The 13,976-nt window shown below is 66.0% G+C and carries 11 protein-coding genes; 8 read left to right on the top strand and 3 right to left on the bottom strand.

Annotated features, from left to right (window positions below):
- Positions 1-67 precede the first annotated feature (67 nt).
- Genes NR101_RS05585 through NR101_RS05575 form a run of 3 tightly spaced genes read right to left on the bottom strand, consistent with a single transcriptional unit; the run spans position 68 to position 3,770 of the window.
- Entirely contained in the window at positions 68-1,912 is a 1,845-nt protein-coding gene (locus NR101_RS05585; protein ID WP_256775598.1) for a pseudouridine synthase, read from the bottom strand.
- Positions 1,905-2,849: an SMC-Scp complex subunit ScpB gene (gene scpB / locus NR101_RS05580; RefSeq protein ID WP_256775597.1), complete on the bottom strand. Its 945-nt coding sequence runs from the start codon at positions 2,847-2,849 to the stop codon at positions 1,905-1,907. The genes NR101_RS05585 and scpB overlap by 8 nt, the downstream gene beginning before the upstream one ends.
- A gap of 15 nt (positions 2,850-2,864) precedes the next feature.
- Complete coding sequence (locus tag NR101_RS05575) at positions 2,865-3,770, bottom strand: ScpA family protein (RefSeq protein WP_256775596.1); 906 nt, start codon at positions 3,768-3,770, stop codon at positions 2,865-2,867.
- Between the two features lie 345 nt (positions 3,771-4,115).
- On the opposite strand from NR101_RS05575, the gene NR101_RS05570 reads away from it, so the two are divergent.
- The 8 genes from NR101_RS05570 (at position 4,116) to NR101_RS05535 (ending at position 13,934) form a co-directional block, all read left to right on the top strand.
- Positions 4,116-4,415: a YciI family protein gene (locus NR101_RS05570; protein ID WP_256775595.1), complete on the top strand. Its 300-nt coding sequence runs from the start codon at positions 4,116-4,118 to the stop codon at positions 4,413-4,415.
- A complete protein-coding gene (locus NR101_RS05565) occupies positions 4,412-4,681 on the top strand; it encodes a BolA family protein (RefSeq protein ID WP_256775594.1) in 270 nt (89 codons plus the stop codon). The genes NR101_RS05570 and NR101_RS05565 overlap by 4 nt, the downstream gene beginning before the upstream one ends.
- 149 nt (positions 4,682-4,830) lie before the next feature.
- On the top strand, positions 4,831-5,868 hold the full coding sequence (locus NR101_RS05560; protein ID WP_256775593.1) for a LacI family DNA-binding transcriptional regulator: 1,038 nt from the start codon (positions 4,831-4,833) through the stop codon (positions 5,866-5,868).
- A gap of 89 nt (positions 5,869-5,957) precedes the next feature.
- Positions 5,958-9,017, top strand: coding sequence for a TonB-dependent receptor (locus NR101_RS05555; RefSeq protein WP_256775592.1), 3,060 nt, complete (start codon positions 5,958-5,960; stop codon positions 9,015-9,017).
- A 251-nt stretch (positions 9,018-9,268) separates the two neighbouring features.
- Positions 9,269-10,882, top strand: coding sequence for a glucoamylase family protein (locus NR101_RS05550; protein ID WP_256775591.1), 1,614 nt, complete (start codon positions 9,269-9,271; stop codon positions 10,880-10,882).
- Between the two features lie 27 nt (positions 10,883-10,909).
- Positions 10,910-12,223, top strand: a complete 1,314-nt coding sequence (locus NR101_RS05545; RefSeq protein WP_256775640.1) for a sugar ABC transporter substrate-binding protein — start codon at positions 10,910-10,912, stop codon at positions 12,221-12,223.
- Positions 12,220-13,101, top strand: a complete 882-nt coding sequence (locus NR101_RS05540; protein ID WP_256775590.1) for a sugar ABC transporter permease — start codon at positions 12,220-12,222, stop codon at positions 13,099-13,101. Before NR101_RS05545 ends, NR101_RS05540 begins: the two co-directional genes overlap by 4 nt.
- Positions 13,098-13,934, top strand: coding sequence for a carbohydrate ABC transporter permease (locus NR101_RS05535; protein ID WP_256775589.1), 837 nt, complete (start codon positions 13,098-13,100; stop codon positions 13,932-13,934). The genes NR101_RS05540 and NR101_RS05535 overlap by 4 nt, the downstream gene beginning before the upstream one ends.
- The last annotated feature ends 42 nt before the right edge of the window (positions 13,935-13,976 follow it).

Genomic DNA, 13,976 nt, shown 5'->3' with positions numbered 1-13,976 from the left:
TCGGCGGCGTAGCCCCATAAAAAACCCCGGCCGAAGCCGGGGTTTTTTGATCTCAGCGTATCAGTGATCAGCCGCCGCGCGGGCCGCCGCCACGGTGACCGCCGCCGCCCGGACCCCGGCTGCCGCCGGGACGACCGCCCGGGCCGCCGGGACCGCGACCACCGGGACCGCCCGGCCCACGGTTGCCGCCCGGACCGCCCGGCCCACGATTGCCACCCGGACCACCGGGGCCGCGTGCACTGGCGCCACCCGGGCCCCGGCTGCCCGGACCCCCCGGACCGCGGTTGCCACCGGGACCACCCGGGCCACCGGGACCGCGATTACCGGCCGGACGCGCGCTGCCGTAGGGGCTGACGCCCGGATTGGCGTGGTCGGACGGGAAGCTCGGGGCATTGCCCGGATGCCCGTAGGGGTGACGCGACGGACCCTGGCCGCCCTGGCCACCCCGGTTGCCACCGGCGCCTGCGCCGGCCGGACGACCCTGGCCGCCGTAGCCGCCACGGCTTTCGCCGCCGCGATTCTCGCCGCCGTAACCACCGCCACCGCCGCCGCCGTAGCCACCACGGCCTTCAGCGCCGCCGCCATAGCTGCCGCGCCCCGGGCCGCCTGCGCCGCCGGGACCCTTCGGCTTGCCGTACGGGCGACCCTGGCCGCCGGCACCCGCGCCGGCACCCGGACCACGTGCGCCGGGACCGCGGGCTGCGCCCGGGCCGGCATTGCGGTGACCGCTCGGACCGGTGCTCACGCCGTCGGGCACATACCAGCTGCGGAACGCGGCCGGATTGCCTTCGGGAAGTGCCCGGTTGCCCTTGTCCGGGCGCGCCTTGAACGGACGCTGCGACTGCTTGGCCGCCGCTTCGCCGCTGACCGTCAGGCCACCCTTGAAGCCGCCGCCCTTGCCACCGCGACCACGGCCGCGCTCTTCGCGCACGTTGTCGAAACGACGCAGTTCGCGGCCTTCATCGGCCGAGTTGTGGCCGTTGACGTAGGCATTGCTGCGGGCACCATCGCGCGACACGCGCACGGTGGTCTTGGCCGCGCGACGCTGGCCGATCACCGGCTGCAGGGTCAGCGCCGACGGCGCGCCTTCTTCCAGCTTCAGTTCGGCGCGCAGCGCCTCGACCTGCTTGGCCGGCAGTTCGACCGACTGGCCGCGCAGCAGTTCGCGCGGCAGGCTGACCTTGCCGTAGCGGGTGCGCTTGAGGCGGCTGACCTGGCAGCCCTGCGATTCCCACAGGCGGCGCACTTCGCGGTTGCGGCCTTCCTTGACGACCACGCGGAACCAGTCGTGTGAATCGGTGCCGCCGATGCGTTCGATCTCGTCGAACTTGGCCGGGCCGTCTTCCAGGGCCACGCCACGGGCGAGGCGGTCGACGATGTTGTCCGGCACCTTCTCTTCGCCTTCCGGTGCACGCACGCGTACGACGTACTCGCGCTCGACCTCGTAGGAGGGGTGCATCATCGCGTTGGCCAGCTCACCGTCGGTGGTTGCCAACAGCAGGCCGGTGGTGTTGATGTCCAGGCGGCCGATCGCGATCCAGCGCGCGCCCTTGAGGGCAGGCAGCGCTTCGAACACGGTCGGGCGACCTTCGGGGTCTTCGCGGGTGGTCACTTCGCCTTCGGGCTTGTTGTAGGCCAGCACGCGCGAGGTTTCGGTCAGCGCGGTGGCCACGAAGCCACGGCCGTCCAGCTCGACCTTGTCGCCGCTCTTGATCGACTGGCCGGTCTGCGCAACTTCACCGTTGACCTTGACCAGGCCATCGGCGATGCGCTGTTCCAGCGCGCGGCGCGAACCGAGGCCGGCCTGGGCCAGCACCTTGTGCAGGCGTTCTTCCAGCTTGGGCTGGTCGGTGGCGGTTTCGCGCTTGAGCGAAAGCTTGTTCAAAGACGGCTTGCGGGGGGTGTCACTCATTTACTTGGCTCCGGCCGGCGACGGGTGCGTCGGCCTCTGGTTCGGGATCGGCTTCGTCAACAGCCACGGTCGTCTTCGCGACGGCGTTGTTTTCGGTTTCGTTCTGGGGCGCCGCGCGCTCTCCCGGCGCGGTATCGGGTTCGCCATCAGGGGCGGTCATTCCAGCGTCGTCGTCGCGGGGCGACAACGGCGCGTTGAATTCGGTATCTGTTTCTGCAGCAACGTCGGGGGCGGGGATCTGCGCGCCGACGGGTGAATTGTCCTGCGATTCTTCTTCACCTGCCAGTGGCAGGCCGGTGTCGTCATTGGCCGCGTCGGCGTCCAGCGTGCCCTCCGGGGTGGCTGCGCCGGCGGCCAGGCGACCGGCGGGCTGGCCGTCGTTGTCCAGCGGCAGCTGCGGTTCCAGTTCGCCCAGGTCGCGCAGCTCGGACAGCGGCGGCAGCTCGTCCAGGCGCTTGAGCCCGAAGTAATCCAGGAAGCCTTTGGTGGTGCCGAACAGCGCCGGCTTGCCGGGCACGTCGCGGTGGCCGATCACGCGGATCCATTCGCGCTCTTCCAGGGCCTGGATGATGTTGCTGCTCACCGCCACACCGCGCACCTGCTCGATCTCGCCGCGGGTGATCGGCTGGCGATAGGCGATCAGCGCCAGCGTTTCCAGGGTGGCACGGGTGTAGCGGGTCTTGCGCTCGGTCCACAACCGGCTGATGTAGCCGTGGACCTCGTTGGTGACCTGGAAGCGGAAGCCGGAGGCCACCTCGACCAGCTCCACGCCGCGATCGGCGCAGGCCTCGCGCAGCAGTTCCAGCGCGCGTTCGATGCTGCCCGGCGGTGCCGGTTCCTCTTCGGGGAACAGGCCCTGCAGCTGCGCCAGGGTCAGCGGCTGGCTGGACGCCAGCAGCGCGCCTTCGACGATACGGTTGATCAGCGGTTGATCCATGCGTGGGTCGGGTGCTCAGTCGGATGCGTTGGCGGCGTCGGCGTCGTCGAACTCGCTGTTGAACTGCAGCGGTTCGTTGGTGTTGCCGGCGGCCAGGGATTTGACGTAGATCGGCGCCAGCGGTGCTTCCTGGACGATGTCCAGCAGCTGTTCCTTGGCCAGTTCGAGCAGGGCCAGGAAGGTGACCAGCACCCCCAGCTTGCCTTCTTCGGCGGTGAACAGCGATTCAAAACGGTAGAACCGGCCATCTTCCAGCCGGCCCAGCACATCGCCCATGCGCTGGCGGACACTCAGGGCCTCGCGCTTGATCGCGTGGCCGGTGAACAGCTCGGCGCGCTTGAGCACGTCGTACAACGCCACCAGCATTTCCTTCAGGTCCACCGGCGGCGGCAGCTTCACCGCAGCCCGGTCGGGGACGAAGGCATGGGCCAGGCTGGTGTCGCGGTCCTGGCGGGGCAGGCTGTCGATGTCCTCGGCTGCCTGCTTGAAACGTTCGTACTCCTGCAGCCGCCGCACCAGCTCGGCGCGCGGATCGGCTTCCTCGCCCTCGATGCTGGGCGGCCGCGGCAGCAGCATCCGCGACTTCACTTCGGCCAGGATCGCCGCCATCACCAGGTACTCGGCCGCCAGTTCGAAGCGCAGCTCCTGCATGACGTTGATGTACTCGACGTACTGCCGGGTGATCTCGGCCACCGGGATGTCCAGGATGTCCAGGTTCTGCCGGCGGATCAGGTACAGCAGCAGGTCCAGCGGACCTTCGAACGCATCCAGGATGACTTCCAGCGCATCCGGCGGGATGTACAGGTCCTGCGGAATCTGCAGGACCGGTTGACCATGCACTACAGCCAGCGGCATTTCCTGCTGCTGTGGGGCGGTCGGCCGGGTTTGCGGGTTCGCGTCGAGCGCGAGTTCGGAGGTCATCAAGTTGACGTCTGTATTGCAACGGACCGGTCGCCGCGCCGTGCCCGCAGCCGGAGCATTCCGGGCGGTACGATGGCTGGCCATGACACGCCTGGGTCGGCGCGGTTCCACACTTCGAACACAAAGGCGCGCCGCGATGGGCAGCGACAGAACTACAAGGAGGTCGTCTACGTGTGCTGGTGTGGGGCAGCGGGTCGGTCGTCGGGTGGCAGTGAAGCCTTGTGCCGACGGGGCTGCTGCGTCCAGCCACGTGCAATGGACCCAAGAGTACGGGTTCAGGCCCGCAGTGTCCAGCGAGGCGGGCTAGAATCGCCGGGTTCGTTTAGCTGAACCCTGGAGTTGCCTGTGTGGTATGTGATTGAAGGCTATGACGGCGCCGATGTGCTGGCCGCCCGCATGTCGGTGCGCGAGGCGCATCTGGCCCGTTTGACCGCCCTGCGTGATGAGGGCCGCCTGCTGCTGGCCGGGCCGTGCCCGGCCATCGACAGCGAGGACCCGGGCCCGGCCGGCTTCAGCGGCAGCGTGGTGATCGCCGAATTCGGCTCGCTCGCGCTGGCCCGGGCCTGGGCCGATGCCGATCCGTACGTGGCCGCCGGGGTCTACACCCGCGTGCAGGTGCGCCCGTTCCGCAAGGTGCTGCCGTGAACCGGGTCGAGCGCATCCGCGCGGCCCTGCAGCAGGCGCTGGACCCGGAGCTGCTGGAAGTGGAGGACGACAGCCACCGCCATGCCGGGCATGAGGGCGCGCGCGACGGTCGCGGCCATTTCAACGTGCATGTGGTCAGCGCCGCCTTCGAGGGCACGCTGCCACTTGCGCGCCACCGGGCCGTCTATGCCGCTTTGGGCAGCATGATGGACACCGATATCCATGCGCTGTCCATCCGTGCCGAGGCCCCGGCCAAAAACCGCTGAAACCCTTGTCCTGCCTTGTCCTGGCGAGTCCCCTGAGGGACCGCCAAGGACAGGTTTGCGTTACCGCCGTACGACATTGGCCTAACGTAGTGTTTACATTCAGGATTGAAAACGCTTACATTCCGCGCCAAGCCCCAGATCTCTAAGCCGTGGAGGGCGGCGAAGTGAACAAGGCAGCCATCACAATCAAAGATGTAGCCCGCGAAGCCCGGGTCTCCGTGGCCACGGTCTCGCGTGCGCTCAATGGACACGAAAATGTCGCCGAACCGGTGCGCAAGCTGGTGCTGGAGGTGGCTGCGCGTCTGCGCTATACCCCGCATGCGGCGGCCCGCAGCCTGAGCAGCCGGCGCACCAACACCATTGGCGTGGTCCTGCCGGACCTGTACGGCGAGTTCTTCTCCGAGTTGATGCGTGGCATCGACGGGGTCGCCCGTGAGCGTCGCCAGCACCTGCTGGTGTCCAGCTACCACGGCGACCAGGAGCAGCAGGGTGCGGCGCTGCGCGCGATGCGTGGCCGGGTCGACGGCTTGCTGGTGCTGTCCCCGTACGCGGAAAGCCCCGGGTTCCTGACCGACAACCTGCCGCAGTCGCTGCCGACGGTGCTGATCAACACCTATCTGCCCGAGCAGGATCATCCGGTGCTGAGCATCGATGACCATGCCGGCGCGATGGCGATGACCCGCCATCTGCTCGATGTCGGCCACCGCCGCATCGCGTTCATTTCTGGTCCGGATCTCAACTTCGATGCCCGCGAACGCCTGCGCGGTTTCCGCGATGCGTTGTCCGCCTTCGGCGCGGATGCGGCAGGCATCGAGTTGCCCGGTGACTTTGACGAAGCCTCCGGCCATCGCGCCGGACAGGAGTTGCTGGCAGCCGGTGCGCTGCCCGATGCGGTGTTCGCCGCCAACGACATGATGGCGCTGGGGTGTCTGTATGCGTTCGCGCAGGCAGGCGTGCGGGTACCGGCCGATGTCGCCCTGGCGGGCTTCGATGACATTCCGCTGGCGCGTTTCGTTCACCCATCGTTGACCACGATGCAGGTGAGTATCGCCGACCTCGGCGATAAGGCGATGACGCGTCTGTTGCAGTTGATGGACAGCAACAACACGGAAGCGGCCGGCGACAAGCAGACGCTTGTACCGAGCCTGATCGTGCGTGACTCAAGCAAGCCCAGAAACGAGCCGTAGGTCACGACCGTTGGTCGTGGCGCATTAAAACCACGTAATAAAAAAACGACAGGGGCCGCAAAGACGGCCACCACCACCCGGAGATTTACATGACGTATTCCAATCACCGCAATCGCACGCCGGCTCGCAGCCTGCTGACGAGCGCCTTGGTCACCTGCCTGATGCTGGGCGCCGCCCCGAGCCTGATGGCGCAGTCGGCCACCTCCTCGCTGCGCGGTCAGGTTGCCCAGGCCGACGCCGGCACCGAAGTGACCGCGACCAACCTGGCCAGCGGCACCGTGCGTCGCGCGACCACCCGCGCCGACGGCAGCTACTCGCTGATGGGCCTGGATCCGGGCACCTACGACGTCGTGGCCAATGGCCAGACCCAGAAGGTGACGGTGACCGTGGCCTCGACCGCGACCCTGAACTTCGGCGGCGCGCCGGCCAACGGCAGCACCGCCAACGCCACCAACCTGGACACGGTCAACGTCGTTGCACCGACCCTGCTGCAGGAAGTGCGTACCTCCGAAGTGGGCAAGACGGTGAGCCTGCAGCAGATCCAGACCACCCCGCAGGTGTCGCGCAACTTCCTGGAATTCGCCGACGCGGTCCCGGGCTTGATCTTCACCCGTGATGCCAAGGGCAACACCTCGCTGCGCGGCGGTGCCACCAATGCCGACGGCACCAACGTCTACATCGACGGCGTGGGCCAGAAGAGCTACGTCAAGGGCGGCGGCGTGGCCGGCCAGTCCGGCAGCGCCGGCAACCCGTTCCCGCAGCTGGCCATCGGCGAATACAAGGTCATCAGCGGCAACTACAAGGCCGAGTATGGCCAGGTGTCCAGCGCGGCCGTGACCGCGGCGACCAAGTCCGGTACCAACGAGTTCAAGGGTGAAACCTTCTACCGTTACACCAACGAAGACATGCGCGCCAAGACCCCGGCCGAGCGTCAGGCTGGCCAGACCAAGGAGGCGTCGGCCGAGAAGGAATATGGTTTTGCATTGGGTGGCCCGATCATCCAGGACAAGGCCCACTTCTTCGTGACCTATGAAGCCAAGCGCTTCGACCTGCCGGTCACCATCGCGCCGGAAGGCTCGGTCACCAACCGCGTCGGCCTGCTGCCGGCAGACGCCGCCGCCGGCCTCGGCCCGGCCAGCCAGCCGTTCGAGCAGGACCTGATCTTCGCCAAGATCGACTTCGAGCCGACCGACAACGATCGCATCGAGCTGAGCTTCCAGGACCGCGACGAGACCCAGCAGCAGTTCAGTGGTCAGACCGCGCCGGAAGCCGGCCGTGAAGTGGTGAACACCGACCGTCGTTACGCGTTGCGCTGGAACCACAGCGGCGAGCGTTACTACAACGAAATGATGCTCACCCATGAAGATTCGTTCAACAACCCGACCCCGCTGACCCTGGGCAACGGCTTCACCTATACCGCGCCGGATGGCACCGAAGACCGTACCCTGGTGAAGATCGGTGGCGCCTCGGCGCTGGATTCGCAGGTGAAAGGCCAGAAGGGCTGGGCGATTGAGGACAACCTGACCCTGGATGGCATCCAGTGGGCCGGTGACCACACCATCAAGATGGGCGCCAAGTACAAGCAGATCGACCTGTACGCCTCCGATGCGGCGCAGATCAATCCGCAGTTCACCTACTCGCTGGGTGATCCGGACTTCCCGTCCGACATCCCGTACAAGGCGCAGTTCGTCAAGCCGGTGAACGGCGTAACGGGCGTGTCCGGCGAAGTGCGTTCGAAGTCCAAGCAGATCGGCCTGTTCATCCAGGACGACTGGCAGGTCAACGACCACCTGCAGCTGAACATCGGCCTGCGCTGGGACTACGAAAAGACCCCGGCCTACCTGGACTTCGTGACCCCGCAGGCCGTGGTCGATGCGATCTACTCGCAGGACCCGCGCGCTGCCGCTGGCCAGACCTTCGCCGATACGCTGGCGCTGGGCGGGCTGGACATCAGCAACTACATCAGCAACGGCCACAACCGCAAGGCGTTCAAGGATGCCTGGCAGCCGCGCCTGGGCTTCTCGTATGACATCAACGCCGACGAGCAGCACGTGATCCACGGTGGTGCCGGTCGTTCGTATGACCGCGACCTGTTCGACAACCTGCAGCTGGAAACCACCAAGCTGGCCCTGCCGCAGCCGACCGTCTACTTCCGCAACCCGGCCACCGGCAGCTGCCTCAACGGCCAGGCTGCCTGCTATGACTGGAACCCGAACCTGCTCAACGGTATCGGCAACCTGCAGTCGCTGGTCGGTTCGACCAGCAATGCCGGCCTGGAAGTGGATCTGCTGAACAACAACCTGAAGGTGCCGTACTCCGACCAGTTCAGCCTGGGCATGAGCAACCAGGTCGGTGACTGGCTGACCGATGCCACCATCTCCCGCACGCTGAGCTACGACGGCTTCGCCTTCACCCTGGGCAACCGCTACCCGACCGGCCAGTTCTTCGATGACCCGCGCCTGTGCGGTGGCACCGACCCGGGCCTGAGCCAGGCCTGGAGCTGCAACGTGCCGGGCTTCGGCAGCCTGATCATCGGCCAGCAGGGCATCAAGACGCGCGCAACGCAGGTGCTGCTGTCGGCACAGAAGCCGTTCACCAAGGAAAGCGGCTGGGGCACCTCCATCGCCTACACCTGGACCACCGCACGCCACAACCGCGACATCAATGAGAAGTACGCGTTCGACCGTGGCCTGATCGAGGACTACCCGACCATCCGCTCCAACGGCGCACCGCGTCACCGCCTGGTGCTCACCGGTTCGTATGCCGGCTTCTGGGACATCACCTTCGGCGGCAAGATCACCCTGGCCACCCCGACCGCGGTGAACGACTGGTACCCGGTCACCCAGTCGACCGGCTTCGACCTGCCGACCCCGGGCGCCGCGGTGCCCAATGGCAACGGCAAGTTCCTGCTCGGTGGCAAGATCTTCGGCTACCGTTCGGTCGACCTGCAGGCCACCAAGACGTTCAAGATGCCGGGCGATACCGAGCTGTATGCGCGTATCGACATCATCAACGTCTTCAACTTCGACAACTTCTCCAACTACAACTACACCAAGTCCAACGGCAAGTTGCTGGCCAGCTACAACGAGACCGGCGATATCGTCGGTACGCCGCGCCAGGTCAAGGCGGAAGTCGGCTTCCGCTTCTGATTCCTGCAATACCCGGCATCGTCCCTGGGACGGTGCCGGGCAGTACCGTCGGCCGGCTTGGGCCGGTCGGCGGGACTGTACAGGCGCTTGCCGTCCACGGATGGGCAAGCGCGTGTGCGGTAGGTGCCGACCGTGGGTCGGTACGCAGACGGTCCGCTCTGGCGGATTTTTTTTGATCGTGATCTGTAAACGATTTCAGCTTGGTTGAGGCTATGCTCTGCAGCACGAACATGCGCAAAAGGTGGTGGTCGATGAATGCATCTCGGATGGTGTCGCTGGCGTTGCTCTCCGTGGCCATCGCCGGTTGCCAGAAGCAGGCGCCGGACAAGCCCGAAAAGCCGAAGCCGCCGGTCATCCTGGTCGAGGCTGACGTGCCGCCGCGCCCGATGAAGCCCGAGCTGCCGCCGCTGTTTGACGATATCGAGCGCCGCACGTTCCAGTTCTTCTGGGACACCACCAACGAAGTCAATGGCCTCAGCCCGGACCGCTATCCCTCGCGTCCGTTCGCCAGCATCGCCTCGGTCGGTTACGCGCTTACCGCCTATCCGATCGGCGTGGAGAACGGCTGGGTCAGCCGTACCCAGGCCGTGGACCGCACCCTGCTGACGCTGAAGTTCTTCCGCGACCTGCCGATGGGGCCGCAGCGCACCGGCAAGGGCGGCTACAAGGGCTTCTACTACCACTTCCTGGACATGCAGAAGGGCGCGCGCTACGACAGTTGGGTGGAGCTCTCCAGCGTGGACACCGCGCTGCTGATGATGGGCGTGCTGTTTGCCCAGTCGTATTACACCGGTGACGATTCACGCGAGAAGGAAATCCGCGACATCGCCGAGACCCTGTACAAGCGCGTGGACTGGCCGTGGCTGCAGCAGCGCGCGCCGCTGATCTCGATGGGCTGGTTCCCCGAGAGCGGCTTCATCGACCACGACTGGATGGGCTACAACGAGGCGATGATGGTCTACATCCTCGCGCTCGGCTCGCCGACCCATCCGGTCAGCCCGGATGCCTGGACGGTGTGGACGCGCACCTACGACAACGACTGGGGCGTCTACCAGGGCCAGGAATACCTGTCCTTCGGGCCGTTGTTCGGCCATCAGTACACGCATGTGTGGGTGGACTTCCGTGACATCCAGGATGCCTACATGCGCGAGCGCGGCAGCACCTACTTCCTCAACAGCCGCTCGGCCGCGCTGGCCCAGCGCGAGTACGCCATCGCCAATCCGATGAACTGGAAGGACTACGGCGAAAACGTGTGGGGCCTGACCGCCAGCGATGGTCCGCAGAACACCACCCAGGAGTACCGCGGCGAGCAGCGTCAGTTCCGCCATTACTCCTCGCGCGGCGCCGGCCTGCGCGAAAACTTCGACGACGGCACGATCGCCCCGACCGCGGCCATCGCCTCGGTGGTGTTCGCCCCGGAAGAAGTGATCCCGGCCACGCTGGAAATGCACAAGCGCTACGGCGACTACATCTATTCCAGCTACGGGTTCCTGGATTCGTTCAACCCCAGCTTCAACTACGACATCCCGATCAAGACCGGTCGGCTGGTGCCCGACCGCGGCTGGGTGGCCAGTGACTACATCGGCATCGACCAGGGCCCGATCCTGACCATGATCGCCAACTACCGGAACGATTTCGTCTGGGACGTGATGAAGAAGAACGTGCACATCCGCAAGGGCCTGGAACGGGCCGGCTTCAGCGGTGGCTGGTTGACCCCCGAAGGCGAGGACCAGCCGATGGAACTGCAGAAAGATGAAAAAGCGGCCTCGGCGCGCTCGGTCGGCATCGCCGAATCGCGCGCGGCAGCGGCCCAGGAACAGAAGAACAGTTCCAATACGAACCGCAACCAGCAGCAGGGGAAGTAAGCAGTGCCATTGTCGTCGCGCCCCACGCTGGGTCTGAGTCTGTTGCTGCTGCTGGTCGGCAGCGTGTTGCTGGGTGGCTGTCGCAAGGAGCCTGAAGGGGTCACCGTGCGCTTCTGGGCGATGGGCCGCGAGGCCGAGGTGGTCAGCGGCCTGATCAGCGAGTTCGAAGCGGAAAATCCCGGTATCCACGTCGATGTGCAGAACATCCCATGGACGGCCGCGCACGAGAAGCTGTTGACCGCCTTCGCCGCCGACGGGCTGCCGGACGTGTGCCAGCTCGGCAACACCTGGATCCCCGAGTTCGCCGAGCTCAACACATTGGTGCCGCTGCAGCCGTACGTGGCCCAGTCCAAGGTGGTGGATCCGGCCGACTACTTCCAGGGCATCTGGGACACCAACGTCGTGCATGACGAGCTGGTCGGGGTGCCGTGGTATGTCGATACGCGCCTGCTGTACTACCGCAAGGACCTGCTGGCCCAGGCCGGCTACGACCACCCCCCGCGCACCTGGGCGGAGTGGAACGAGATGATGGCGGCCATCAAGAAGATGCAGGGGCCCAAGCGCTATGCGGTGCTGATGCCGATCAACGAGTTCGAGCAGCAGCTGTCCTTCGCCCTGCAGCAGCCCGACCCGCTGCTGCGCGATGACGACACCCGCGGCAATTTCAGCAGCCCGGGCTTCCGCAAGACGTTGGGCTTCTACGAAAACATGTTCGCCCAGGGCTGGGCACCGCGCATGTCCGAGACGCAGATCTCCAACGTGTGGGATGAGTTCTTCCGCGGCTTCAACGTGTTCTACCTGTCCGGCCCGTGGAATATCCGCGAGTTCAAGAAGCTGCAGCCCAAGGAACTGGAAGGCAAGTGGGGCACCGCCGCACTGCCGGGTCCGGACGGCCCGGGCGCAGGCATCGCCGGTGGCACCAGCCTGGTGATCTTCCGCTCCTCGCAGCAGAAGGAAGCGTCGTGGAAGCTGATCGAATTCCTGTCGCGCCCGGCGATCCAGGAACGTTTCCATTCCATCATCGGCGACCTGCCGCCGCGGCGCAGCACCTGGGAATACCCCTCGCTGGCCAATGACCCGCTGGCGCAGCCGTTCCGCGACCAGCTGGAACGCGTCAAGCCCACGCCGAAGGTGCTGGAGTGGGAGCGGATCGTGCAGGAAATGCGGATCATCACCGAACAGGTGGTGCGTGGTGGCCTCGACCAGGATGTGGCAGTGAAGGAACTGGACAAGCGCGTGGACAAGGTCCTCGCCAAGCGCCGTTGGATGCATGAACGCGATGCGCAGGAAAAGGCCGCCGGTACCGGCGTGCATTCCAGCGCAGTGGGGGCGGTGCAATGAAGCAGCGTTCGCTCGCCGGCTGGATGTTCGCCGGCCCGGCCATCCTGGTCATCGGCGTGTTCTTCGGCCTCCCGGTGTTCTCGGCGCTGGCACTGAGCATCACCGACTTCGACCTGTACTCCCTGGCCGACGGGGGCAACCTGCGCTTCGTCGGGCTGGGCAACTACATCGACCTGCTGCAGACCCCGATGTTCTGGAAGTCGCTGTGGAACACCACCTACTTCGTGATCGTCGGCGTGCCGATGTCGATCGCGGTGTCGCTGGGTGCGGCGATCCTGCTCAACGCCCCGGCCGCGCGCTTCAAGGCGCTGTTCCGCACCGCGCTGTTCGCCCCGGTGGTGACCACGCTGGTGGCGGTGGCGGTGATCTGGCGCTACCTGTTCCATACCAGCTACGGCCTGGTGAACTACGGCCTGGGCCACCTCGGGATCAGCCCGATCGACTGGCTGGGCGATCCCAACTGGGCCATGCCGACCATCATGCTGTTCGCGGTGTGGAAGAACTTCGGCTACAACATGGTGATCTTCCTGGCCGGCCTGCAGGCGATCCCGCATGACCTGTACGAGGCCGCGCGCATCGACGGCGCCTCGCGCTGGAAGCAGTTCCTGCACATCACCCTGCCGATGCTCGGCCCGGTGCTGCTGGTGGTCGGGGTGATTACCGTGTCCGGCTACTTCCAGCTGTTCGCCGAGCCCTACGTGATGACCCGCGGCGACCCACTGCAGAGCACCGTCAGCGTGCTGTATTTCATGTTCGAAGAAGGCTTCAAGTGGTGGAACCTGGGGCGTGCCTCCGCGGTGGCGTTCCTGCTGTTCCTGATCATCCTGGCCGTCACCAGCGTCATGCTGCGTTTCGGCCGCAAGAGGCAGTTGGTATGAGTCGTGAAATCGGCCAGTCGCGCTGGCATGCATGGTGGATCAATGGCGGCCTGACCGTGCTGGCGCTGGTCAGCCTGGCGCCGTTGCTGTGGATGCTGTCGGTGTCGTTCATGCCCACTGGCGAGGCGGCGCATTTCCCGCCGCCGCTGCTGCCGTCCTCGTTGACCACCGCGAACTACCACGAGTTGTTCGCGCGCACCGGCATGGGCAACAACTTCATCAACAGCCTGGGCGTGTCGCTGGCGATCACGCTGGGCTCGCTGCTGCTCAACACCATGGCCGGCTATGCGTTCGCCAAGCTGCGTTTCGCCGGCCGCGAGCGCATCTTCCAGGTGCTGCTGGCGGCGCTGGTGATTCCGGCGCAGGTGGCGATGCTGCCGCTGTTCCTGCTGATGAAGCAGCTGGGCCTGGTCAACAGCTTCGGCGGCGTGGTCGTGCCGGCGTTGGCCAGCGTGTTCGGCATCTTCCTGGTGCGCCAGTACGCACGCTCGATCCCCGATGAGCTGCTGGAAGCGGCGCGCATGGACGGGGCAGGGGAGATGCGCATCTTCTTCCAGATCGTGCTGCCGATGCTCAAGCCGGTGCTGGTAACGCTGTCGATCTTCACCTTCATGGGCGCCTGGAACGATTTCATGTGGCCGTTGATCGTGCTGACCGACCAGGAGCACTACACTCTGCCAGTCGCCCTGGCCACCCTGTCGCGCGAACACATCATGGACGTGGAGATGATGATGGCCGGTGCGGTGGTCACGGTGGTGCCGGTGCTGCTGCTGTTCCTGGCATTGCAGCGTTACTACATCCAAGGTCTGCTGCTGGGGAGTGTCAAAGGGTGAAACATGCCGTCGTCGCGGTGGGTCTGGGTCTTGGGCTGATGT

The sequence above is a fragment of the Stenotrophomonas sp. Ste86 genome, assembly GCF_024519465.1.
In the GTDB taxonomy this organism is placed as follows: Bacteria; Pseudomonadota; Gammaproteobacteria; order Xanthomonadales; family Xanthomonadaceae; genus Stenotrophomonas.
This window is presented reverse-complemented; position numbering and strand designations above follow the sequence as displayed.

Coding starts and splice junctions, on each gene's coding strand:
- NR101_RS05585 (WP_256775598.1), bottom strand. CDS start 1,912: ATGAGTGACACCCCCCGCAAGCCGTCTTTGAACAAGCTTTCGCTCAAG.
- scpB (WP_256775597.1), bottom strand. CDS start 2,849: ATGGATCAACCGCTGATCAACCGTATCGTCGAAGGCGCGCTGCTGGCG.
- NR101_RS05575 (WP_256775596.1), bottom strand. CDS start 3,770: ATGACCTCCGAACTCGCGCTCGACGCGAACCCGCAAACCCGGCCGACC.
- NR101_RS05555 (WP_256775592.1), top strand. CDS start 5,958: ATGACGTATTCCAATCACCGCAATCGCACGCCGGCTCGCAGCCTGCTG.
- NR101_RS05550 (WP_256775591.1), top strand. CDS start 9,269: ATGAATGCATCTCGGATGGTGTCGCTGGCGTTGCTCTCCGTGGCCATC.
- NR101_RS05540 (WP_256775590.1), top strand. CDS start 12,220: ATGAAGCAGCGTTCGCTCGCCGGCTGGATGTTCGCCGGCCCGGCCATC.
- NR101_RS05535 (WP_256775589.1), top strand. CDS start 13,098: ATGAGTCGTGAAATCGGCCAGTCGCGCTGGCATGCATGGTGGATCAAT.